Source organism: Geotalea uraniireducens (assembly GCF_027943965.1).
GTDB lineage: Bacteria > Desulfobacterota > Desulfuromonadia > Geobacterales > Geobacteraceae > Geobacter > Geobacter uraniireducens.
This window is the reverse complement of record NZ_AP027151.1, coordinates 86,767-109,236: the sequence shown is the minus strand read 5'-3', so window position 1 is coordinate 109,236 and position 22,470 is coordinate 86,767. Positions and strand designations below refer to the sequence as shown.

Genomic DNA, 22,470 nt, shown 5'->3' with positions numbered 1-22,470 from the left:
AGCGCTTACACCTTTTTGTGGATTTTCTGACCGAGGAGCCCCGTTGGCTTCACCAGCAGGACAAGGACCAGGATGGCAAAGGCGATGGCATCCCGGTACGAGGAATAGCCGGCTGCGACGCCGAGGACCTCAGCCACGCCGAGGAGCAGGCCACCGAGCATGGCGCCGGGAATGGAGCCGATCCCGCCGAGGACCGCAGCGGCAAAGGCTTTGAGGCCGGCCATCAGCCCCATGTTGAAGCTGACCGCATTGAACAGGATGCCGACCAGCACGCCGCCGGCTGCCGCCAACGCCGAGCCGAGAGCGAACGTGAACGAGATGATCCGGTTGACGTTGATCCCCATCAAGGCCGCGGTATTGTAATCTTCCGAGGTGGCCCGCATCGCTTTGCCGATCTTGGTTTTCCGGACGATGAATTCGAGGCCGATCATCAGCACGGCGGAAACCCCGATGATCAAAAGCTGCAGCGTCGAGATCTCCGCTGAACCCAGATGCAGCTGTCGAATCGGAAACACCTCGTCAGGATACCCCTTGGCGTCGGCGCCGAACACCATCAGCGCCAGGGTCTGGAGGAAGATGGAAACCCCGATGGCCGAGATCAGCGCCGACAGGCGCGACGACTTGCGCAGCGGCCGGTAAGCGACGAATTCCATCACCACCCCCATGGCCATGCAGAAAATCATGGCGGCCGCCATGGCTACGAAGATATTGGCCTTCAGGGTCGTCACCATGAAGAGCCCGACAAAGGCCCCGGTCATGTAAATCTCCCCGTGGGCGAAGTTGATCAGGGCAATGATACCGTAAACCATGGTATAGCCGAGGGCAATGAGCGCATAGGTGCTGCCGAGGGCAATCCCGTTAATGAGTTGCTGCAGGAGCATATATGAGTCCTCTGGGCGCGGCGGCGCGGATTGGCATGCAGGATTTTGAAGCCGAACATGAACTGCGGCGGGAAACGGCGCACACTCGCTGAAACGGCTTAAACCTCGATAGGTCGGACCGTTATACCATAGGCGCCGAAGATTGTGCAAGCGATAGAATCGGGATTGTGTTGATTCTGTGAAATTTCTGTATGGCGAGACAAAATCTGGGAGAACGGGCCACAAGCCCGTTCTCCCAGTTGCAGCGAGGTGATTATTTTTCTCTTACCATCGGCTCAGCCGCCCTCCCGGCACACGCTAGCCGACCCAGTCGTCGTCCGCCTCGATCGGGGCGAAACCGCGGCGCATGGTGTTTTCCGTCACCACCCGCGGATCCATGAAGTGCAGCAGGTAATCAGGCCCGCCGGCCTTGGTCCCGACACCGGACATCTGTGCCCCGCCGAAGGGCTGGCGCTCGACGAGGGCGCCGGTGTTGTTGCGGTTGAGGTAGAGGTTGCCGACCCGGAACTCCCGCCGCGCTTTTTCGAGATGCTCGGGACTCCGGCTGAAGACACCGCCGGTCAGGGCGAAGCGGGTGGAGTTGGCCCACTCGATCGCCTGGTCGAAATCCTTGACCCGCATTACCGCCAGCACCGGGCCGAAGATCTCTTCCTGGGCGAGCCGGTGTTCGGGCCGAATGCCGTCGATGATCGTCATCGGCACAAAGTAGCCGCCGCCTGCCGGCACCGGGCTTTCATAGAGGACGTTCCCCTCTTTCCGGCCGATCTCGATGTACTCCTTGATGCTGTTCATCGCCTTGTCGTCGGCCACCGCCCCCATGTAGTGGGCAGGGTCTTCCGACGATCCGACGGTAGTGGCCCGGGCCATCGAGACCAACCGCTCGACGAACTTGTCGTAGACCGCATCGAGGACGATCACCCGCGAGCAGGCGGAACACTTCTGCCCCTGGAAACCGAACGCCGAGTAGAGAACGTGCGGAACCGCTTCATCGAGATCCGCATCGTCGTCGATGACGATCGCGTTCTTGCCCCCCATCTCGCAGACGATCTTCTTGACGTTGACCTGGCCGGGGTGCACCTTGGCGGCCCGCTCGATGATCCGCAGCCCCACCTCCATCGAGCCGGTGAAGGCGATCAGGCTGATATCCGGGTGATCCACCAGATAGTCGCCCATGACGCTGCCGCGACCGGGGGTGAAGTTGAAGACGCCGGCCGGCAGCCCCGCTTCCTGAAACAGTTCCACCAGGTGATGGCCGATGATCGACGTCAGCCCCGACGGTTTGTAGACGACGCAGTTACCGGTGACAATCGCTGCCGATACCATCCCCATGCTGATGGCCAGCGGGAAGTTCCAGGGTGCGATGACCGCCGCCACCCCCTTCGGCTGATAGAGGTAGTGGTTCAGTTCACCCGGCGCATTGCCGACCCGCTGCGGCTTGCCGAGGCGCACCATCTCCCGGGCGTAATACTCCAGGAAGTCGATCGCCTCGCCAACGTCCGCATAGGCCTGGTCCCACTGCTTGCCGATCTCCAGCACCTGCCAGGCGGACAGCTCGAAGATGCGGCGTCGGGCAGCCGCAGCCGCCTTCAGCAGGTACTCGGCGCGCACCCGCGGTTCCGTATCGCGCCACGCCGGCAGAGCCGCCTTGGCGGCCGCAATTGCCCCGCCGACTTCGGCAACGCCGGCCTGGCAGATCGTTCCCAGGACCTCTGCGGGGTTGCTCGGGTTCACGGTTGGCAGGGTATCGCCGGTCGGCACGTCCCTGCCGCCGATGAACAGCGGATAGGTTTTCCCCAGCTGCTTGCGCACCCCGGCGATGGCGCGCGGGAATGCCTCGCGCTGCTCGCGGCGGGTGAAATCGGCCATCGGCTCGTTGACGAAGGGAGGGAGCCCGCCGGGGCCGGACGCCGTGCGCTTCGGTTGTGCGTCCCGTTCGGCCCGCTCCCGGGCGGCGGTGAGTGCCGGATCTTCCAGGAGCTTCTCGATCTGGGCATCCTCGGCGAAGCTCTGGCGGAGGAACGATTCATTGGCGGTATTTTCCAGCAGCCGCCGGACCAGGTACCCCATCCCCGGCACCATGTCGCCGTAGGGACAGTAGAGCCGAATCCGGCCGGCGACCTTGAGAATCCCCTTGCGCACCGGCTCGGCCATGCCGTACAGCACCTGGAACTCGTAGCGATCCTCGGGGACCGCCAGTTCCCGCGCGATCTCCATCACCGCGGAGATGGTCCGGGTGTTGTGCGAAGCGCAGGCGAAGTGGCAGAGCCGATGATTCTCCAGGATCTTCCGTGCCAGCCGTTCGTAGGCGGCATCGCTCTCCGCCTTGATCGTCCAGACCGGGATCTCCCAGCCGTTCTGCTTCGCCCGGACCGTTTCGTAATCCCAGTAGGCCCCTTTGACCAGCCGGACCGAAATCGGCAGGTTGGTGCTCTTGGCCCAGTCGAGAAGTTCGTCGAGATCGCGGTCGGTATCGCGGAGATAGGCCTGGAGGACAATGCCGAGATGGGGGTAGTCGGGATAGGCCCGGCGGAGGCGGCGGAACACTTCGAGGGTAATGTCCTTGAAGCGGTACGCTTCCATGTCGATGCACATGAAGCCGCCCGCCTCCATCACCTTGCGGTAGATCCGCTCGAGACGCTGGTAGATGGCCGCCACCGACCCCTCGAAATCCTGCGGGTTGGCCAGGCAGAACAGCGCCGTCGGCTTGACGGCGACGTTGATCTTCGGCGCGTGCCCCCAGTCGAGGGTCGGGTCACCACCCTTGCCGGCCAGCCCTTTCCAGCCGGTCTGCTCCTTTTTCAGGGTTTCGATCAGCTCCAGATAGGTAGTGGTGTAGGCCTCCGCTTCTTCCTCGGAGAGGGTCGCCTCGCCCAGCACGTCAACCACGAAGGCAAAGCCGTCCTTGCGGAGTTTTTCCAGGTTCTTGACCGCTTCCTTCGTCGTCTCGCCGACGATGAACTGGCGGGCCATCTCCTGGATATTGGCCGACAGCGCCTTGTTGAGCACCGCTCCTCCCAGCGAGCCGAGCATCCCGGCAGCCTTGGCCCCCCACGACAGCACCGCCGGCATCTCCTGCTCGCCGCCGAAGTACTCGCGGATATGCTCCGTCAGCAGCCTGCTGTTCGTCAGCGCCGGAAAGACGTCGACAAACCGGAACATCTGGATCTTGAAGCCTTCGTTCTGCATGCTCCAGTCCATCACCTTACCCATCCAGGCCCCCTTGTTGAAAAGGGACGGCTTCTCCCCGGCAATGCTGCCGAAGAATTCCTTGCCCCGGGCAATAATACGCGCATTCAATTCACCGTTCTGCATGGCTCGCTCCTTTGTCGATCATCGCTGACGTGATGGGCCGGGACCAACCGGCTCAGATGGGGCAATCCTAGCACCGCCCCTGATCCTTGTCAATGGTTTAACCATTAGCATTTGGGTGCAGATTCTGCTAGGATTTGAATTGTCTCAGCCGCGATGCTATAACGGTACAACCATTGTAGACCCGGAGCGGCGCGATGCAACGGGAGAGGAGCCACTGATGTTTCGAAAAGCAAAGCAAAACAGGATCTTTCAGGATGTGGTCGACCAGATTCAGGAGGCGATCGTTGAAGGGAAACTGCAGGCGGGCGACCAGTTGCCGGCGGAACGGGAGCTGAAAGAACTGTTCAATGTCAGCCGGGGGACGCTGCGCGAGGCGCTGCGCGTCCTCGAACAGAAAGGGCTGATCGAGATCAAGACCGGAGTGGCCGGTGGCGCGGTGATCAAAGGGGTAACCACCGAGCAGGTGAGCGAGAGCCTGGCGCTGCTCATCCGCTACCAGAAGGTGCCGCTGAGCAAGCTCGCCGAATTCCGCGAGGGGATCGAGGGGATCGTGGCGACCCTGGCGGCGGAACGGGCCACGGCCGCGGATATCGAACGGCTCCGCGAGCTTCTGGGCAGGGCGAAAAGCTATCTCGACCAAGGGGAGGAGTTCTGGGACCCGTTCATCAGGACCGACGAAGAACTGCACCTGGCTCTGGCGGAAATCTCCGCCAACCCGCTCTTCCTGTCGGTATTGAAAACCGTCTACCACAACATTCACACGTACTACGAAAGCTACCTGCCGACCAATGCCGCCGTGCTCGGCGAAAACTACCAGGATCTCGCCCAGATCGTCGAGGCGGTCGCCACCCAGCAGCGCGCCCTGGCGGCGGAACTGGCCAAGGCTCATGTCCGGCGGTTCAACGAGCGGATGGAGCGGCGCGTCACGGCCTGAAAACAAAAAAACCCGCCGGCAGCAGCCGGCGGGCGGAAAATAAAGGCGCCGCCCACGGGCGGCGCCTTTTCCGTTACACTCTAGTCCATTTTGACCGGAATCTTCGCTTTGAGAGCGAACTTGCCGCCCTTGACCTCGAGGAGGTACAGCGGCGACTTGATCGGCTCGCGGTTCGCGCGGATCGTGATCGTCCCGGAAACGCCCTTGAAGTTCTTGGTCTTGGCCAGCTCGACCTTGAACTTGGCCGGATCGGTGCTGTTGGCGCGTTTCATGGCGTCGGCCAGCATCATGACCGCATCGTACCCCTGGGCGTCGAACAGACCGGGAAGATTCCCGCCGTACTTAGCCTTGAAGGCGTCGATGAACTTCGCCGTTTCCGGCGTCGGCTGCTCGGGAGAGAACCCGACGTAGGCCATCGAGCCTTCCGCCGCATCGCCGCCGAGCGAGATGAAGGTCGGCGAGAAGAGGCCGTCGCCGCCGAACATCTTGGTCTTCATCCCCTGCTTGCGCGCTTCCTTGAGGATGAGGGCCGCCTCGGTGTAATAACCGGAGAAGAAGATGACATCCGGCTTCTTCGCCTTGATGTTGGTGATCTGGGCACTGAAATCCTTATCGCCGTCCTTGACCTTCTCGTCGGCAACGATCTGGATGTCTTTCCCCTTGATGGCGTCGCGGAAGGTCTGGGAGAGGCCGACGCTGAAGTCGTTGTTGTCGGACGTGATCACGGCCACTTTCTTATAGCCGAGATCCTTGGAGAAATAGTCGATCAGGGCCGGAATCGCCACGCTGTCGAGCAAGGTGTCGCGGAAGATGCAATCGCCGATCTCGACAACGCCCTGCCCGGTGGCCCCGGCGGAAATCAGCACGACGCCGGCTTTCTGGGCGATGGGAGCGGCAACCTTGGTGATACCAGTGGTCGGGTCGCCGACGATGGCGACGACGTTATCGCGGCTGATCAGCTTTTGGGTGACCGAAGCCCCTTCCTGCTTGTCGCCCCGGTCATCGGCCTCGACGATCTCAAACTTCTTGCCGTTGAGCCCACCCGCCGCGTTGAGCTGTTCCACCGCCAGCTTCATCCCGTCGAGAGTCGGCTTGCCAAACATGGCAACGTCCCCGGTCAGGGCGCCGAGGAAGCCGATCTTGATGGTGTTCCCTTCGGCAGACTTGGCAGCTTCCCCTTCTTCCTTCTTCTTGCAGCCAAAACCGACCGCCAGCACACCAACCATGGCAGCAGTCGTCAGCAGAGCACCAACTTTACGAATTTTCATCTCTTTCCTCCTTGGATGAAAAAATGCTGCGCACCGGACAAGGATTACCTGCCGCCGCCCTGGGATTCAAGGGTATTGAGAATGTCATTGGCTTCTTTCAGCTTCTCGTTAAGCTTCTTCAGATCTTCAGCGGAATAGACCTTTTTCCCCTTTTTGATCTCGATCTGGATTTTCTTGATCCGCTTCTGGATGCTGTCAACCTGGTTCGCACAGTTCTTCGAAGCGAGCAGGCACATATTCTTCTCGTCCTTCGTCATCTGGGCCATTGCCGGAACGGCAGCGGAGAATGCAACGGCAGTCATAACCAACAGAGCCAGCTTTTTCATGTGGTAACCTCCTGTTCTTGTTTGCGGGATGAAGCGGTCGAGAGGAAGGCAGGGGAGTTCCCTCCCCTGCCGGGACACAATCGGCTTAGAACGCGTAGTTGAGCATGACCGAGGTCATGTACGGATTGTTGGGATCTTCGCCGCCGGCGGCAACCCCTTTGTAGTAATCGCCGAGGATCACGTAGGCACCGCGCACGGAGGCGGTCATGTTGTCATAGACTTTGTAGTCGACGCTGGCATTGAGCTCGGTGCCGAGGTAATTGCTGCTGTTGCGCTGTCCGCTGGAGAGGTTGACCGGCTTGTTGACGTTCTCCTTGGCTACGGCGGCAAAGCCGGCATTGGCGCTGGCGGAGAGCTTGGAGGTAATCGGCAGGTCATACCCGAGGAAGCCGGCGATTACACCCTGATCACGGTTATTGGCAGAGTAGACAAATGCATTATCGGTCGTCATGGCATAGGCGTCACGGAACAGGAGCTGCATATTGCCGCTGTAGTAACCACTTTCATCGAAGATGCTCTGGAACGCATTTGTCGTGCTGCCCTGCTGATCTCCTTTATCTCCCGATACGTAGAGGAATTCGGTCCTAGCGGTCCCCCGACCAACTTGGGCACGAGCCCCGACGTTACCGGCAAACGCACTCACATGCCGATTTACAGGAGCCTCGAGATTACCAAACTGGTACACGAGAAAGCCATCGACGGTAACGGGTCCAAACGTCGCTTCGCCATTAACGCCAGCAGTGTGGGTAATATTCGTGTTACCCTTCTGCATATAAAAATTCCAAGCATTGGTTTTTTGCAACCAGTCTTGCTCGGACCCATCGTCATTGATCATGTAATATGAGGCCCCGACCTTGAGGTCCTTGCTCACAGCATACTTTGTGTCAAGAGCGATCATGTCCCAAGCCGTCTTGTTGATTTGCCCCATATCGGCAAAACGAAACCAACCAAGAGATGTGTCAAGTGAACCGAAGGTTTTTGACGCGCGAACTCCTGCCATATCTGAATCAAAGAGGATTCCCTTAAACGAATCATTATATGGCTGGATGCCCGCTTTTACATTAATACCTGAATTGGGGACATTAAAATCGAGATAGACACTCTTGGTTTCAATGTTAACGGTATCAGCCCCAATCGCGCCACCATGATTGCGAAGGGTTGTATAAGCATTGTCACCCCAGCGGGAATCGATCTCGAAATGCGTTACCAGTTTTAAGTCATCATTGGCCTTGGCAATGTACATCAGGCGAGCGCGCTGCTCGAAATAGGTCGCGGTCGGCGCTTTTTTATCTTTGTTGTCAGGAATATAAAACCCTTCACCCGTTGTCGATCCGTCAAAATTGCTCACGACTCCCAACAGGCGGAACATCCCGTGGAACTCGTTTTCCAGCGCCAGGGCGGGAACCGCCGTGGCAACGGTCAGCGCAGCCGCGGCCGTGATCGCAAGCGTTTTCTTTTTGATGCCCATTTACTCCTCCTTTGTGTAACTAATAGTGTAAATTGCATAACTTCATTCAACGAAACAACCGGCAGTCAATATGTTCCTCAACCACCCCCTCTCGTCATTGATGAAGCAACCTCATTGTTGCACTTTATTCAGCTTTTCAGAGTATTTGGCTCAGGAAGAGCTTGGTCCGTTCGTGGGAAGGATTGGTGAAGAAATGCTCCGGCGTCCCTTCCTCGACGATCTTCCCGTAGTCCATGAAGATCACCCGGTCCGCCACCTCGCGGGCAAAGCCCATTTCATGGGTGACGACCACCATGGTCATCCCCTCTCGCGCCAGGCTCTTCATGACGTCGAGCACCTCGCCGATCATCTCCGGATCGAGTGCCGACGTCGGTTCGTCGAACAGCATGACCTTGGGATCCATGGCAAGCGAGCGGGCAATCGCCACCCGCTGCTGCTGCCCTCCCGACAGTTTGCCCGGATAGGCCGCGGCCTTTTCCGCCAGTCCGACCTTGCCGAGCAGCATCATTGCTTTCTCGACGGCCTCCTTCTTCGAGCGTTTGCGGACAATGAGCTGGGCTAGGGTGATATTTTCCAGGACGGTCTTGTGGGGAAAGAGATTGAAGGACTGGAAGACCATGCCCACCTCTTCCCGCACCTTGTTGATGTCGGTCTGCTGACTGTACAGATCGATGCCGTCGACGACGATCCGGCCGCCGTCGATCGCTTCGAGCTTGTTGATCGAGCGGAGCAGCGTACTCTTCCCCGAACCGCTCGGCCCGATGATGACGACTTTTTCCCCGTCGTGGACATCGAACGACACATCGTCCAGGGCCTTCAGCCGGCCAAAATACTTGACGACGTTCCGGACTTCGACCATTTTGCTGCGCTCAACGCCCTGCACTGATCCGTTCCTCCATGATGCCGATGAGTTTTGAGAAAAAGAGAGTGATGATCAGGTAGACGAGGGCGATCACCGTGTAGGTCTCGAAATAGGTGAAACTCTCCGAGGCGAATTCGCGTCCCCGCCGCAGGACGTCCGCCACCGCCAGGATGGACACCAGCGACGAATCCTTGAGCAGGGCGATGAACTCGTTGCCGATCGGCGGCAGCACCACCTTGATCGACTGGGGGATGATGACGTGCAGCATCGCCTGCCCCTTGGTCATGCCGAGCGAGCGGGCCGCTTCCATCTGCCCCTTGGGGATCGACTGGATTCCCGCCCGGAACACCTCTCCCATGTAGGCCCCGTAGCAGAAGGCCATGGCGATGATGGCGCTGGCCATATCCGGAACATGGACGAACCGGCCGAGGGCGTAATAGATGTAGAAGAGCTGGACGAGCAGCGGAATGCCGCGGATGATCTCGACGTAGAGCGAAGCCACGCCGTTGATGAACCGGTTGGATGAAATCCGTCCCAGCCCGGCAACCAGGCCGATCACCAGGGCAAGGAGGATGGCCCCGACGGTCACCTTGAAAGTGACAAGGAGACCGTCGGGAATGAACTTCAGAATCTCGAGATACGGGTCGGGTTTGGCAAGCGCGAGATAGACAATCAGGCCAAGTGCACCGAAGAAGGCAAAGCGCCACGCGGTGAACAGCCCGATATCGCTCTTGCTCGGGATGGCCGCGCCATCACCGACTTCAATGGCAGGCCGTGTCCTGTCGTTCGCTGTCATTTACCGAAGCCACTTCTTCCGCAGTTTGTCTTCGATCTTCTTCGCCTTGACGGCCCGGATACCCTTGTTGAGCAGGGCAACCAGCGCCTTGTCGCCCTTCTTGACCACGATCCCGTAGGACTCGGAGGTGAACGGCTTGCCGACGATCTTGAACTTGGCCTTGTATTCCGCCCGCTGCAGGGCGTAGTGAGCAGCGGTCGGCTCGTCGCAGACAACCCCGGCGATACGCCCGGCAGCCATATCTTCGAAGGCCAGACCGATCTCGTCGTAGTTCTTCAGCTCGACCCCATTGACCTTCTTGATCGCGAAGGCACCGGTGGTGCCGATCTGGGCGCCGACGGCCTTGCCGACAAGGTCGGCAATCCTGGTCACTCTGCCCTCAGTCTTGGGCACTACCAGAATCTGCCCGATGTTGATATAGGGGTCGGAGAAGTCATACTGTTTCTGCCGCTCCGGGGTAATGGTCACGGAGGAGATGATCGCGTCGTAGCGGCCGGCGCTGAGCCCGGCGAAGATACCGTCCCACGCCGTATTCTTGTACTTCACGGTGAAGCCGGCTTCCTTGGCGATGGCATTCATGAAATCGATGTCAAAACCGACAATCTTCTTATTGGCATCCACCATCTCCATCGGCGGCCAGGTCGCATCCGTGGCAACGGTAATGGTTCGACCACCGGCGGCAAGGGCCGCCTGGGGAGCAGCCGCAGTCAGGCAGAGGCCGACCAGCGCGAGCAGCGACACGGCACGTTGAACGAATTTCATACATCCTCCCTTTTTGTTAAAGATATTCACCCATTTTTACAGCAGCTTAAACGACGCTACTATTAAGATTATTTTCCCCTGATGTCAATTCTTTTTGCTGCACTGACAGTATGTTATAACCATTTTTGTTTACTTTTGTTCCTAAAATGTTTAACAATATCAACCAATTTTTCCAGCTCACCGATTACGGCAGGGGACCGTGAAACGATTGCAAGCGATATTGGCACTGCTCCTTACCACCTTTTTCTGGGGGATCACCTTTACGATCGTCAAGAACGCCATCGCCCGGGTGGATGTGTTTGTCTTCCTCGGCCAGCGGTTTGCTCTCGCGGTCGCCGTTATCCTGCCGATCTGCCTGGCCCGGCGGCAGCCCTGCGCGCTGCGGACGATCCGCCAGGGGATCGTGCTCGGCATCTTTCTCTTCGCCTCTTACGCCTTCCAGACCGTGGCGCTGCGTTTCACCAGCGCCTCGAACACCGGCTTCCTCACCGGCATGAGCGTCGTCATCGTGCCGCTTCTGGGGGCACTGCTGTTTCGCCACAGCGTCACCCCCGGGGTCAAGTGGGGCGTCACCCTCGCCGTCCCCGGGCTGTTCCTGCTCTGCACCAATGGCCGGCTCGTTCTCAATTTCGGCGATCTCCTGGCGGCGATCTGCGCAGTTTGCGTCTCGCTGCACCTCATCCTCACCGGCCGCTATGCCCGGGACAACGATGTCTACTGGTTGACCACCGTCCAGCTTGCCACCGTCGGCCTGCTGAGCCTCGGCGTCGCCGCGGCGACGAACCAGCCGCTCCTTTCCTGGGACCGGGAAGTGCTCTGGGCGCTGCTCATCTGCGCCTTCTTCGCCACCGTCTTCGCCTTCATCGTCCAGACTTCGATGCAGCGGCACCTGAGCCCCGCCCAGACGGCACTGATCTTCTGCATGGAGCCGGTTTTCGCGGCAATTTACGCCTTCTGGGCCGGCGGCGAACGGCTCGGCACCATTGGCTATCTCGGCGCGCTGCTGATTCTGGCGGGAATGGTCGTGTCGGAACTCGTTCCGCACGGATCGTCCTCCGAGCTCTCCTCGCCGGCCTGACCGGCAACCCGGTACGCAGCGATCCTATCACCCACGGGAGAAAGTCACCTCATGATCGACGTCACCAGCCAGCCACCTATGCACCATTACCAGTTCGCCAGCGACAATTATGCCGGGATCTGTCCCGAGGCACTGGAGGCAATGGCCGCGGCCAATCGCGACTATGCCTGCTCTTACGGCGACGATCCGTGGACGGAACGGGCCTGCGCCCTGCTGCGGGACTTTTTCGAAACGGACTGCGAGGTGTTCTTCGTCTTCAACGGCACCGCCGCCAACTCCCTGGCCCTCGCCTCTCTCTGCCAGTCCTACCACAGCATCGTCTGCCACGAGACCTCCCACATCGAAACCGATGAGTGCGGCGCCGCGGAATTTTTCTCCAACGGCACCAAGATTCTGTTGGTCCCCGGCGAAAACGGCAAGATCGATCTCGACGCCGTGCAGCACACGGTGGAGCGGCGCAGCGATATCCACTACCCGAAGCCCAAGGTGCTGAGCATCACCCAGACCACCGAACTCGGCACGCTCTATTCCCTCGACGAGCTGCAGGCGATCGGTGATCTGGCAAAGCGGCTGTCGCTGCGGGTCCATATGGACGGCTCCCGCTTCGCCAATGCCCTGGCTGCCCTGCAGGTCCCACCCAAAGAGGTGACCTGGAAGGCCGGCGTCGACGTGCTCTGTTTCGGCGGGACGAAAAACGGCATGGCGATGGGCGAGGCAGTGATCTTCTTCAACCGCCAGCTGGCGAGCGAATTCGATTACCGTTGCAAACAGGCGGGACAACTGGCTTCGAAGATGCGGTTCCTGGCGGCACCGTGGATCGGGATGCTGGAAAGCGGCGCCTGGCTCCGATACGCCAGCCACGCCAACGACTGCGCCCGGCTGCTGGAAAGCCGGCTGCGGGAAGTGCCGGGAATTTCCATCCGCTTCCCCCGCCAGGGGAATGCCGTCTTTGCCGACATGCCGCCGCAGATTCTTGACGGCTTGCGCAACCGCGGCTGGCACTTCTATACCTTTATCGGCGCTGGCGGCGCCCGGTTCATGTGTTCCTGGGCCACCACCGAGGCGGATATCGACGCCTTCGCCCGTGACCTCCGGGAAGTGGCCGGGACGTAACCGGTTCCCCCCCTATGACGATGACGATAACGCAACGGCCGTCTCCGGCAATGGAGACGGCCGTTGCTGTTTCAGCAGAAGCGAGCATCCGCTATCAGGAGATGAGCTTCTCTTTGCGCAGGTATTTGTACACCCATATTTTGATAAAGTCGTTCACCAGGAACCAGGCGAAAGCGTAAACCCAGACCAGCGCCGCATATTTCCAGCCGATCGGGGCGATAAACCAGCCATAGACGGCAAACAGCGTCGCCACCACCTTGGTAGCCACCGCCGCCCAGAAGAGCACCGGCGCTGGATACGGCTTCTGCCAGAACCGTCCCTCGGTCCGGGTGACGAAGATGGTCAGATGCCCGGCCACCGCCAGCTTCAGGAAGACGAAGCTCTGGACGACAGCGGGAGAGAGCCGGATATATTCCTCGGCGATATAGAAGATCCCGAAGCTCGAAATGACCCCGAGGATGCCGAGAACAGTGGCTACGGTCAGCACCTCCGTCATATTCCAGCGAATCGGCTTTTCGTCGGCCTTCGTATTGTCGAAGGCGATGGCCAGGATCGGGATATCGTTGAGGAACGCTAGGATGATGATCATGATCGCAGTAACCGGATAGAAGTTGAAGATCAGGATCGAGGCGGTCATGAAGAGAATGACCCGGATCGTCTCGGCAATCCGGTAGACGCTGTAGCTCTTCATCCGCTCGAAGGTGATCCGTGCCCCCTTGATGGCATCGACGATCACCGACAGCCCCGGCGCCAGCAACACCAGGTCCGCCGCGGCGCGGGCCGCATCGGTCGCTCCCGACACCGCAATCCCGGCATCGGCCTTCTTCAGCGCCGGCGCGTCGTTAACCCCGTCGCCGGTCATGCCGACGATATGGTCGGCCTTCTGCAGCTTGTCGACGATCAGGTACTTGTCCTCAGGAAAGACCTGGGCGAAGCCGCTGGCGTTCTCGATCACCTCGATGATCTCCGATTCGTGACTCTTCACGTACCCCTTGGGGAGCGTGAGGGTTTCAAACTCCTTCTCCAGCGCCTTGACCACCCCCTGGGCAAAACGTTGGGCGTCCTCGTCGCTGATCTCGGGAGTCAGCTTCCGGTAGACCGTCCTGGCGATCACCTGCCCCATCAGCACCAGTTCCCGGGTGCTGGCGCCGCTCAGCTCCCGGGCGTTGTAGATCTCGCTGCCGATGCCGAGGACGCCGGCAATCTGCCGGGCGATCGCCAGATTGTCGCCGGTAACCATCTTGACGTCGAGGCCAAGCTTGATCGCCTCGTCGATGGTCGCTTTGGAATCGTCGCGCGGCGGATCGAAAAGTGGAATCAAGCCGACGAAATCGTAGACGCGGTCCGTCTGCCGTTTCACTGCCACGCCGATGGTCCGGAAACCGTTGCCGGCAAAATCCTCCACCTGCCGCAAGACCTCCCGCGCCTCGAACTGCTCGCCGCAGAGTTCGAGAATTACCTGCGGCGCCCCTTTGGCTAGGGTGAACGGGCCCTCCGCGCCCTCAACCGTCGCCTCCGTCCGCTTGCTCACCGGATCGAAGGGAACGAACTGCCGCTGCCGGTACTGCTGCAAACGCTCTTCGCCGCCGTGTTGCTGCAGATATTCGAAGATCGGGATTTCGATCGGATCGTTGTTCTCTTTCTTGGAGCAGAGCGCCGCAAAGAGCATCAGCTCCTCGACGGTATGCCCGGCATGGACGACCGGCTCGGCGACGGTCATCCGGTTCTGGGTCAGCGTCCCCGTCTTGTCCGAGCAGAGCACGTCGACGCCGGCCAGTTCCTCGATAGCCACCAGCCGGCTGACGATGGCGTGCTTCTTCGCCAGGTTCATGGCGCCCACCGCCATGGTCACCGAAAGGATCGCCGGCATCGCCACCGGAATGGCGGCAACGGTCAGCACCAGGGTGAAACGGAGGATCTCCAGCATGTTCTCCTGGCGGAACATGGCGGTAATCAGGATGACCGCCGCCAGGAAAACGGTAATCAGGATCAGGTAGTTGCCGATATGAATGACGGCTTTCTGGAAGTGGCTCTTTTCTTCGCTCTCCGCCCGGGCGACCAGGGCAACCGTCTTGCCGAAAAAGGTGTTCAGGGCGGTGTTGACGACCATCCCGAGCATCTCCCCCTGCTTGACGATCGAATTGGAATAGGCAACTGCACCGGCTTTCTTGGTGACCGGCAGCGATTCGCCGGTCAGCGCCGACTGGTCGGCGAGAATGAAATCGCCGTCAATCAGCTTCAGGTCGGCCGGAATCAGGTCGCCGATCTTCACCTTGATGATATCCCCCGGCACGAGGCCGGCGGCGTCGATCGCCTGGAACCGGCCATCGCGGAGCACCAGGGCCCGTTTAGCCAGTTTCTCCTTCAAAACCTTCAACGCACTGAGCGCCTTCGATTCCTGCCAGAAATCGATAAAAACGTTAGTGACGAGAAGAATCATGATGATGGTGAAATCTTCCCACTTGTTCACCAGCGCGGAGAGGAATGCCGCCGCTTCGATCATCCAGGGGATAGGCCCCCAGAATCGGCGAAAAATGCGGTGGGCCAGCGATTCCTCTTTCTCGGGGATTTCGTTGGCGCCATACTGCTGCAGCCGCTGTTCCGCCTCGGCGGCGGAGAGGCCCGTCGCCCGCTCCACCGCCAGTTCCCGCAGGGTTTCCTCGATCGTCAGCTGTTCATAGTCATTGGTGCTCTTGCCCATCTCGCCCTCCCGACAGTCTCGTAGTTGCCGCCATCGACCGACCGGTATCAGTTAACAAGTGTATCATCGGTAACCGGGAATGGTACCCACGACATGCGCCGAGCGGCAACGACCGGAAAAGAGCGGCTCAATCGTCCTCGTCGTCCCGGTAATGCCGAACGTAACGCGGTTCGGCATCGACAATCACCACCCGTTCCCGGACCAGCCGCCCGTTTTCGTACATCCGCTCGCGGATTCGCCGGCAGCCCGGCCGGGGGCCGGGGCCCACCGGCTCGGCATAGTAATATCCCCGGCCGTCGTCCGTCCGATAGGCCACCGGCCGGTCGTCGATGGCCGCCTGCCGGGCGCCCTGGACGGAAATTTCGGCAATGGTCGCCCCGGCGACGGCACCGAGGGTGGCGCCGACGACCCCGCCGCGCCACGGGTTCCGATGGTCGAGAATGGCGCCGGCAAGACCGCCGATCGCCCCGCCCGTCACCCCGCCCCGATACTGGTAGGGAGCGCAGGCGGTCAATGCCAGCGCACTGCAGATGATGGCCGCAAAGGCCCGGTACCGATTACTGTTCATCGTTCTCTCCTTTGGTTTTACATTGCCCTGTTCTCGGGCCGTTCCCGCTCATGTCACCACGAAACATGCCAACCGTCGCCCGACGGCGATTTTCGCCTACATTCAAAATGTTGCATACTTGTCACCGCCCCGGCCATGCCATAATGGTGCAAATACTTGCACGGGGCCGGCCAGCGATCGGTTCGCCGGTGGTATACTGGAGAGAGTGCCGGCGCAAGCCGGCAAGGAGATTGCTTCCCGACCAGCGATGTGACACAATGGAAACAATGCGGCGTACATTCCTCTCCAAAACAGTAACTTACAAATTACTGGTCCTGGCAGCCGGCCTGGGGTTATCAGGAGTCCTCGCCTGGTTCGCCGTCGCCAACTACTACTCGGCGCGACCGGTCGCCGAAGAGAATCTGCGCGGGGTGGCGCTGTCAGTTGCCGAAGCGGTGGAGACCCTGGCGCTGAAAGATCCGACCCTGCACACCCTCGCCGGCTTCCACCCGGCGAATGTCGCCTACTTCGCCCTGATCGACCACCACGGCATCTATCGTTTCCATACCAACAGCGACCTGATCGGTGCACCAGCGGAAAACAGCGGAGATTTTGCGCTCCCCGAGAAGCACCTACCGCTGGAAAGAAGGGTGACGCTGCACACCGGCGAACAGGCGTACGAATTCATCTTTCCGTTACGGCTGCCGGGCGAAGGGCTGCTCCTCCAACTGGTCCTCCATACTTACCGCTCGGACGAGGTGATCCGGCAGGCGCGTTTCACCCTGATACTGCTGCTCGCCCTGCTGGTCGCCGGCTGGGGGCTGGTGATCGTCATCCTCCGGCTGATGGCCCGGGGAAACCGCTACCGCCAGGAAATCGCCCGTCAGGAGAGCCTGGTCCGCCTCGGCGAACTGGGCGCCACCCTGGCGCACGAGATCCGCAACCCGCTGGCAGGCATCAAAGGCTTTGCTCAGTGGATCGAGCGGAAGCCAACCGACGAGCGAAACCGGAGCTATGCCGAACGGATCGTCGTCGAAGTCCGCCGCCTGGAGCGGCTGGTCGGCGATCTGCTGGCCTACGCCCGGAGCGAACCGTACCCGATGACGTCAACGCCCCTGGCGGAGCTGCTTGCCGATCTCCTGTCGAATATTGGCAACGAGGCCGCAGCCGCCGGCGTCCGGAGCGAGGTCGACTGCCCGGACGAATTATACGTGTACGCCAATGGCGACCGCCTCGGCCAGTTGCTCCTCAACCTCTGCCTGAACGCTATCCAGGCGATGCCGGACGGCGGCGTCCTGGCAATCGCTGTCCGGCACGACACCGGCCACCTCATCGAGATCACCGTCACCGATAGCGGCGACGGCATCCCGGCCGAGCTGCTGCCGCGGATATTCGAGCCGTTTTTTACCACCAAGGCCCGCGGTACCGGGCTGGGGCTGGCCCTCTGCCGGAAAATCGCCGAAGAGCACGGCGGCACCCTCACCGCCGTGAGCGTCCCCGCCGGCGGCGCGCGCTTCGCCCTTACCCTGACCACAGCACCGCCGGTGGCGCGAAAGGATCAATGATGCACGGACGGATTCTGGTCGTCGAAGATGACACCACCTTCAGAATGTTTCTCGAAACGATCCTGGCCGACGCTGGCCATGAGGTCAAAAGTGCCCGGGACGGCCTGGAAGGGCTGCGCCTTCTCCGGCGGGAAACCTTTGACCTGGTCGTCTCCGACCTGAAAATGCCCGGCAAGAGTGGCCTGGAGTTGTTTCGGGAAACGCGGGGCGAGCTGGCTGCCCCGCCGTTCATCTTCCTGACCGCCTTCGGCCAGGTCAACGAAGCGGTGGCAGCCATCAAGGAAGGGGCGCTCGATTTCCTGACCAAGCCCCTCGACGATCCCGACTCGTTGCTCACCCTGGTCCGCCGTGCACTGGAAAACCAGGAACAGACACGGGATTACCTGTCGCTGAAAGAATCGGCCGCCGCGGGAATCCCGCCGGAAGAACTGATTTTTGCCGGCAAGGCGATGCAGCGGCTCCGCAGCCTGGTCCACGATGTCGCCGCCACCACCGCCAATGTTCTGATTGAGGGGGAGAGCGGCACCGGCAAGGAGCTGGTGGCCCGGACCATCCATCTGCTGAGCCCGCGACACAAGGCGAGCTTCGTCCCGCTGAACTGCGCGGCCATCCCGGAAGCGTTGCTGGAGAGCGAACTGTTCGGCCACGAACGGGGTGCCTTCACCGGGGCCGCCCAGGCCAGGGCCGGCAAATTCGAACTGGCACGGGGGGGAACCATCTTTCTCGATGAGATTGGCGAAATGCCGGCCACCCTGCAGGCCAAGCTGCTGCGGGTACTCCAGGAGCGGGTATTCGAGCGGGTCGGCGGCAGCAAGGAGATCAAGGCGGATGTGCGGGTCATCGCCGCCACCAACCGGAACCTCCAGCAGGAGGTAGCAGAGCGTCGCTTCCGCGAAGACCTCTATTACCGACTTAACGTCTTTCCGCTTTCGCTACCGCCACTACGTGAGCGCTGCGACGCCATCCCGCTGCTGGTCGACTATTTTCTCGGCCGTTACGGCAGGCAGATCAGCAAGCGGCTCACCGGCATCGAGCCGGCGGCGTTGCAAGCGATGCAGGATTACGCCTGGCCGGGTAACGTCCGCGAGCTGCAGAACGTCATCGAACGGGCGGTGATCCTGGCCCGCGATCTGATCCGCTGCGCCAACCTCCCCGACGAACTGCTCCGGCACCCCGAGAAAGAGAGCGCCGACAGCAAAGAGGTACTCAAGTCGGTGGAACGGGAAATCATCGTCAAGGCCCTCCGGAAGCACGGCGGCAATCGGCGGCTCGTTGCGGCGGAACTGGGAATTTCGCGCCGCACTCTCCAGTATCGGCTCAAGGAATTTGACCTGTTTAATGAAAAATAACAGTGTGCAATTCGTTGCGCCAGCGGTGCAATTCGTTGCGCACTTGTTACCGCAGGGCAACCACCCAGCCCACCGGTCTCAGTAAATCCGGTATGTTATAAGATTTATTGTATTGGCATGGTCCGTGGAATAATCCCCCGCAGCAGCATCATTTCGTTTGGGGGTAATCACCATGAACAAGAAACAAATCCTCTCCGCGGTAACGATTCTCGCCGCCTTCGCCTTTGCCACGCCGGTCTTCGCCAGAGGCGGCGGTCATGGCGGCGGCCATGGCGGTGGCATGGGCGGGCACGGTTCCGGCGCCGCTGGCGGCTCCGGTGGCATGGGCGGCTCCGGTGGCATGGGCGGCTCCGGTGGCATGGGCGGCTCCGGTGGCATGGGTGGCTCCGGCAGCGGTTCGATGTCCGGCAACGGTTCCATGTCGGGTAGTGGAACCATGTCGGGCAGTGGAACCATGTCGGGCAGTGGAACCATGTCGGGCAGTGGAACGATTACCAGCGGCAACATGCCGACCAGCGGGACGATGAGTAACGCGTATACCAACTAGTTTCGATCCGGTTCCCCCGGATAAGAAACTCTTGGTTTCCCGCACGGCAACCAACCACCAGGAGTTTTGTCAATGAAGGCAGGTCGCTTTGTTCTCCTCTTGCTCACCGCACTTCTGCTGCATTGCCTGACGGCCGGGAGCGCCGCAGCCTTCGGCTTCGGCAGCGGCGAGGAGACGAGCGGCCTGGACTTCAACCACGGCTACGACGTCAATACCGTCGCCACCGTTTCGGGACGGGCAGTTTCCGTCCCGGGCGTTGGCGAACAGGACAACCTGGTGGTAGCAGTCGGCTCCGAGGGGAGGGTTGTCAGGCTCGCCCTTGGCCCAGAACGTTACTGGAAGAAGGCGGGGATAGTGATCAGTCCGGATGACGAACTGATTGCCAGGGGGTCGAAGGCTCAGGGCCAGGATGGCAAGTGGTATCTCATCACCCAGCGGCTGACCAACCGGACCACCGGCGCCCAAGTCGAGCTGCGGGACGGCAGAGGAAACCCGCGGTGGGAAAGCGGCTCCGCAAATACCGACCATGCTGCCGACCGGCAATCAGAGAGCGGCTGGATGCGGGGCGGCTCAATGCGCAGTGGCAGGATGATGCGCGGTGGCGGCATGATGCGCCGTTAACGACATTCAACGAGCAAACTATTTACCGGCTTGCGGCGTCATGTTATGGACAGCCGACCGAGCATAAGGAGACGACATGAAAAGACAGGTTCTTGCCGCATTGGCGGCAATCGCCGCCGCCACGCTGGCCGGCTGCGGCGGAGGAGGAAGCGGCACGACGACGGCAGCATCAACCACGGTAAGCGGCACTGTGGCGGACGGCTACTTGGCCAATGCCCAGGTATTCCTCGACAAGAACGGCAATTATCAGCTGGATCCGGGTGAACCGAACGCAATGACCACCACCGGCGGGAAATACACCATGACTGTGACCGCCGGCGATCAAACGAAATACCCGATGGTGGTCCGGGCAATTGCCGGCACCACCACCGACCAGGACAGCGGCACGGTAGGCCAGGGCTATGTGATGACAGCGCCGGCCGGCATAGCCGGATTCATCAGCCCGATGTCGACACTGATCGAGGAGAAGATGGCCGCCAATCCCGGCATGACGTTGACTGACGCCATGGTTCAGCTCCGCAACCAGCTCAATCTGCCCGCGACCATGTCGATGCTCGGCGATTACGTCGCCGGCGGCAGCCAGGCGGGAACCAACCAGACGAACTACCAGTTCATGCACCAGCTTGCCCAGCAGATGGTCACCCTGATGCAGAGCCAGGCGGGAACGGTAATGGGGAGCGGCGGCAGCGGCACGGTCTACGCCGGCCGCTACCGGGCGATGATGGGGACGATCAACCAGAACCTGCCGCAGTTGGCGAACAACGTCACTACCGGCGCCGGCACCGGCAGCACCTTCATGACCACCATGCGGACCCAGATGCAGGCGATGCTCGGCAGCATGCCGATGACCGCCGGCTTCGGCAACTATTCGAGCCTGTTCCGCAACATGACCAGCCACAGTTATTTCTGGAACTATTCCGGCAACAGCTGGCAGCCGCACAACGGCATGGGTGGCGGAATGGGAATGATGTAACGAAGCAGGGGCAGAGAATGCAGCAGACAACGGCCGTCGGGGAGACCCGGCGGCCGTTGTCGTTCAGGCGGCCGGAAGCGCCCGCTCCGGCGCGGGAAGCCTGATCCGCTGCACGGCACAGAGGGAGACCAGCGCCATCCCGGCGCCGGCAATGAAGGGAATGCGGTAATCGACCATCCAGAGCAGGCCGCCGACCACCGGCAGGACCACCGCGGCAATATGGTTGATGGTAAAGCCGACCGCCATGGTCGGGGCAATGTCGGCCGGGTCGGCGATCTTCTGGAAGTAGGTCTGAATGGCGACCGCAAAGTTGAAAAGGATGAAATCGAGGATGTACATCGTTTCCGCCAGGTACCGGGAGCGGGTGAAGGCATAGGTGATGAAGACGGCGGTGAGCCCGGCGTACTCGATGGAGAGGATGCGCCGTTCGCCGAAATGGACGATGGCCCTACCGATCAGCGGATTGAGGAAATAGTTGATGGCATTGTTGAGGATGAACAGCAGGGTCATCTCCCGGACGGTGAAGTGAAAGATCTTCACCAGCAGGAACATCGAGAAGGCGACGAAGATCTGCCGGCGCGCCCCCGACATGAAGGTGAGAAAGTAATAGAGGGCATAGCGCCGGCGCAGCACCATCCGCTGCCGCTGGGGGGCGATCCCGCCGTGGGTCGGATTACGGCAGAGCCCCCAGAGCCCGAGGGCCACCACCGTTCCGCCGATGGCCAGGAAGATGTCGCGGTACGGCAGATATCCGTCGAGCACCCAGATGATCCCGCCGGCAGCGATGCTCGACATGGCGGCGAAGCTGCGGACCCGCCCGTAGGCCAGCGGCGCGGTGGCAGTGGTGAAATACTGGAGGGTCAGAGAGTTGTTGGTGGTTTCGAAATAGTGGAAGCCGAAACTCATCACCAGGGTGGTAACCAGCAACCCGCCAAGGGTGGGAAAGAGCCCGGCCAGGGCAACGCCGCTGCCGAGACAGACGATGGCCAGCGCCGCCAGCCGGTGTTCGCGGACCAGCAGCAGAACGAAGACCACCAGGAGCGACAGGAAGCCCGGCACTTCGCGGATCGACTGGATCAGCCCCACTTCGCTGCCGTTCAGCCGCACCGCCTCGACGGCGAAGTTGTTGAAAAGAATCGACCACCCCTGGAGGCCGAGGGTCGAAGCGACGGTCAGGACCAGCAGGAAGCGAAGCATCGGCCGCTGCTCGGCAAGGATCACGGGCACCGCATGCCCCTCCGTTTCGGGAAATAGCCGCGGCGGTTCGGCGCTACCGGCAGCAACGAACCGCGAACGGAACGGCTATCATACGCGAGGAACGGCGTCGTGGCAACTCCCGGGGAGAAGGAGTGACACCCAACGAATCG

The 22,470-nt window shown here is 60.9% G+C and carries 19 protein-coding genes; 8 read left to right on the top strand and 11 right to left on the bottom strand.

The window, feature by feature from the left end; translation table 11 throughout:
- Nucleotides 1-5: 5 nt before the first annotated feature.
- Nucleotides 6-881: a branched-chain amino acid ABC transporter permease gene (locus tag QMN23_RS00495; RefSeq protein ID WP_282001125.1), complete on the bottom strand. Its 876-nt coding sequence runs from the start codon at nucleotides 879-881 to the stop codon at nucleotides 6-8.
- A gap of 297 nt (nucleotides 882-1,178) precedes the next feature.
- Entirely contained in the window at nucleotides 1,179-4,193 is a 3,015-nt protein-coding gene (gene pruA, locus QMN23_RS00490; RefSeq protein WP_282001124.1) for an L-glutamate gamma-semialdehyde dehydrogenase, read from the bottom strand.
- A gap of 217 nt (nucleotides 4,194-4,410) precedes the next feature.
- Here pruA and QMN23_RS00485 point away from each other — a divergent pair, with 217 nt between their 5' ends.
- A complete protein-coding gene (locus QMN23_RS00485) occupies nucleotides 4,411-5,127 on the top strand; it encodes a FadR/GntR family transcriptional regulator (RefSeq protein ID WP_282001123.1) in 717 nt (238 codons plus the stop codon).
- A gap of 80 nt (nucleotides 5,128-5,207) precedes the next feature.
- Here QMN23_RS00485 and QMN23_RS00480 read toward each other — a convergent pair whose 3' ends face one another.
- The 6 genes from QMN23_RS00480 to QMN23_RS00455 all read right to left on the bottom strand — a co-directional run bounded on the left by QMN23_RS00480 (nucleotide 5,208) and on the right by QMN23_RS00455 (nucleotide 10,609).
- On the bottom strand, nucleotides 5,208-6,395 hold the full coding sequence (locus QMN23_RS00480; RefSeq protein ID WP_282001122.1) for an ABC transporter substrate-binding protein: 1,188 nt from the start codon (nucleotides 6,393-6,395) through the stop codon (nucleotides 5,208-5,210).
- Between the two features lie 44 nt (nucleotides 6,396-6,439).
- On the bottom strand, nucleotides 6,440-6,721 hold the full coding sequence (locus QMN23_RS00475) for a hypothetical protein (RefSeq protein WP_282001121.1): 282 nt from the start codon (nucleotides 6,719-6,721) through the stop codon (nucleotides 6,440-6,442).
- An 85-nt stretch (nucleotides 6,722-6,806) separates the two neighbouring features.
- Nucleotides 6,807-8,189 (bottom strand): hypothetical protein, encoded by a 1,383-nt coding sequence (locus QMN23_RS00470; RefSeq protein WP_282001120.1) that lies wholly within the window; start codon nucleotides 8,187-8,189, stop codon nucleotides 6,807-6,809.
- Nucleotides 8,190-8,325: 136 nt separating this feature from the next.
- Nucleotides 8,326-9,048 carry an amino acid ABC transporter ATP-binding protein gene (locus QMN23_RS00465; protein WP_282003959.1) on the bottom strand — a complete coding sequence of 241 codons (723 nt, stop codon included), beginning with the start codon at nucleotides 9,046-9,048 and terminating at the stop codon, nucleotides 8,326-8,328.
- A 10-nt stretch (nucleotides 9,049-9,058) separates the two neighbouring features.
- Entirely contained in the window at nucleotides 9,059-9,847 is a 789-nt protein-coding gene (locus tag QMN23_RS00460) for an amino acid ABC transporter permease (RefSeq protein ID WP_282001119.1), read from the bottom strand.
- Nucleotides 9,848-10,609 (bottom strand): basic amino acid ABC transporter substrate-binding protein, encoded by a 762-nt coding sequence (locus tag QMN23_RS00455; protein WP_282001118.1) that lies wholly within the window; start codon nucleotides 10,607-10,609, stop codon nucleotides 9,848-9,850.
- A gap of 199 nt (nucleotides 10,610-10,808) precedes the next feature.
- Here QMN23_RS00455 and QMN23_RS00450 point away from each other — a divergent pair, with 199 nt between their 5' ends.
- Both QMN23_RS00450 and QMN23_RS00445 read left to right on the top strand, forming a co-directional pair.
- On the top strand, nucleotides 10,809-11,687 hold the full coding sequence (locus QMN23_RS00450; RefSeq protein ID WP_282001117.1) for a DMT family transporter: 879 nt from the start codon (nucleotides 10,809-10,811) through the stop codon (nucleotides 11,685-11,687).
- 51 nt (nucleotides 11,688-11,738) lie between these two features.
- Nucleotides 11,739-12,800: a threonine aldolase family protein gene (locus tag QMN23_RS00445; protein WP_282001116.1), complete on the top strand. Its 1,062-nt coding sequence runs from the start codon at nucleotides 11,739-11,741 to the stop codon at nucleotides 12,798-12,800.
- A 94-nt stretch (nucleotides 12,801-12,894) separates the two neighbouring features.
- On the opposite strand, the gene QMN23_RS00440 is transcribed toward QMN23_RS00445, so the two are convergent.
- Together QMN23_RS00440 and QMN23_RS00435 are read right to left on the bottom strand one after the other, a co-directional pair.
- On the bottom strand, nucleotides 12,895-15,501 hold the full coding sequence (locus QMN23_RS00440; RefSeq protein WP_282001115.1) for a plasma-membrane proton-efflux P-type ATPase: 2,607 nt from the start codon (nucleotides 15,499-15,501) through the stop codon (nucleotides 12,895-12,897).
- 127 nt (nucleotides 15,502-15,628) lie between these two features.
- Nucleotides 15,629-16,069: a glycine zipper 2TM domain-containing protein gene (locus QMN23_RS00435; protein WP_282001114.1), complete on the bottom strand. Its 441-nt coding sequence runs from the start codon at nucleotides 16,067-16,069 to the stop codon at nucleotides 15,629-15,631.
- 266 nt (nucleotides 16,070-16,335) lie between these two features.
- Here QMN23_RS00435 and QMN23_RS00430 point away from each other — a divergent pair, with 266 nt between their 5' ends.
- The 5 genes from QMN23_RS00430 (at nucleotide 16,336) to QMN23_RS00410 (ending at nucleotide 21,103) form a co-directional block, all read left to right on the top strand.
- Entirely contained in the window at nucleotides 16,336-17,613 is a 1,278-nt protein-coding gene (locus QMN23_RS00430) for a two-component system sensor histidine kinase NtrB (RefSeq protein WP_282001113.1), read from the top strand.
- Nucleotides 17,613-18,962 (top strand): sigma-54-dependent transcriptional regulator, encoded by a 1,350-nt coding sequence (locus tag QMN23_RS00425; protein ID WP_282001111.1) that lies wholly within the window; start codon nucleotides 17,613-17,615, stop codon nucleotides 18,960-18,962. The genes QMN23_RS00430 and QMN23_RS00425 overlap by 1 nt, the downstream gene beginning before the upstream one ends.
- Before the next feature lie 172 nt (nucleotides 18,963-19,134).
- Entirely contained in the window at nucleotides 19,135-19,509 is a 375-nt protein-coding gene (locus QMN23_RS00420; RefSeq protein ID WP_282001109.1) for a hypothetical protein, read from the top strand.
- A 72-nt stretch (nucleotides 19,510-19,581) separates the two neighbouring features.
- Complete coding sequence (locus tag QMN23_RS00415; RefSeq protein ID WP_282001107.1) at nucleotides 19,582-20,130, top strand: DNA-binding protein; 549 nt, start codon at nucleotides 19,582-19,584, stop codon at nucleotides 20,128-20,130.
- 76 nt (nucleotides 20,131-20,206) lie between these two features.
- Entirely contained in the window at nucleotides 20,207-21,103 is an 897-nt protein-coding gene (locus tag QMN23_RS00410) for a hypothetical protein (RefSeq protein ID WP_282001105.1), read from the top strand.
- A gap of 63 nt (nucleotides 21,104-21,166) precedes the next feature.
- Here the strand turns inward: QMN23_RS00410 and QMN23_RS00405 are convergent, their stop codons facing one another.
- Nucleotides 21,167-22,330: an MFS transporter gene (locus tag QMN23_RS00405; RefSeq protein ID WP_282001104.1), complete on the bottom strand. Its 1,164-nt coding sequence runs from the start codon at nucleotides 22,328-22,330 to the stop codon at nucleotides 21,167-21,169.
- Between the last annotated feature and the right edge of the window lie 140 nt (nucleotides 22,331-22,470).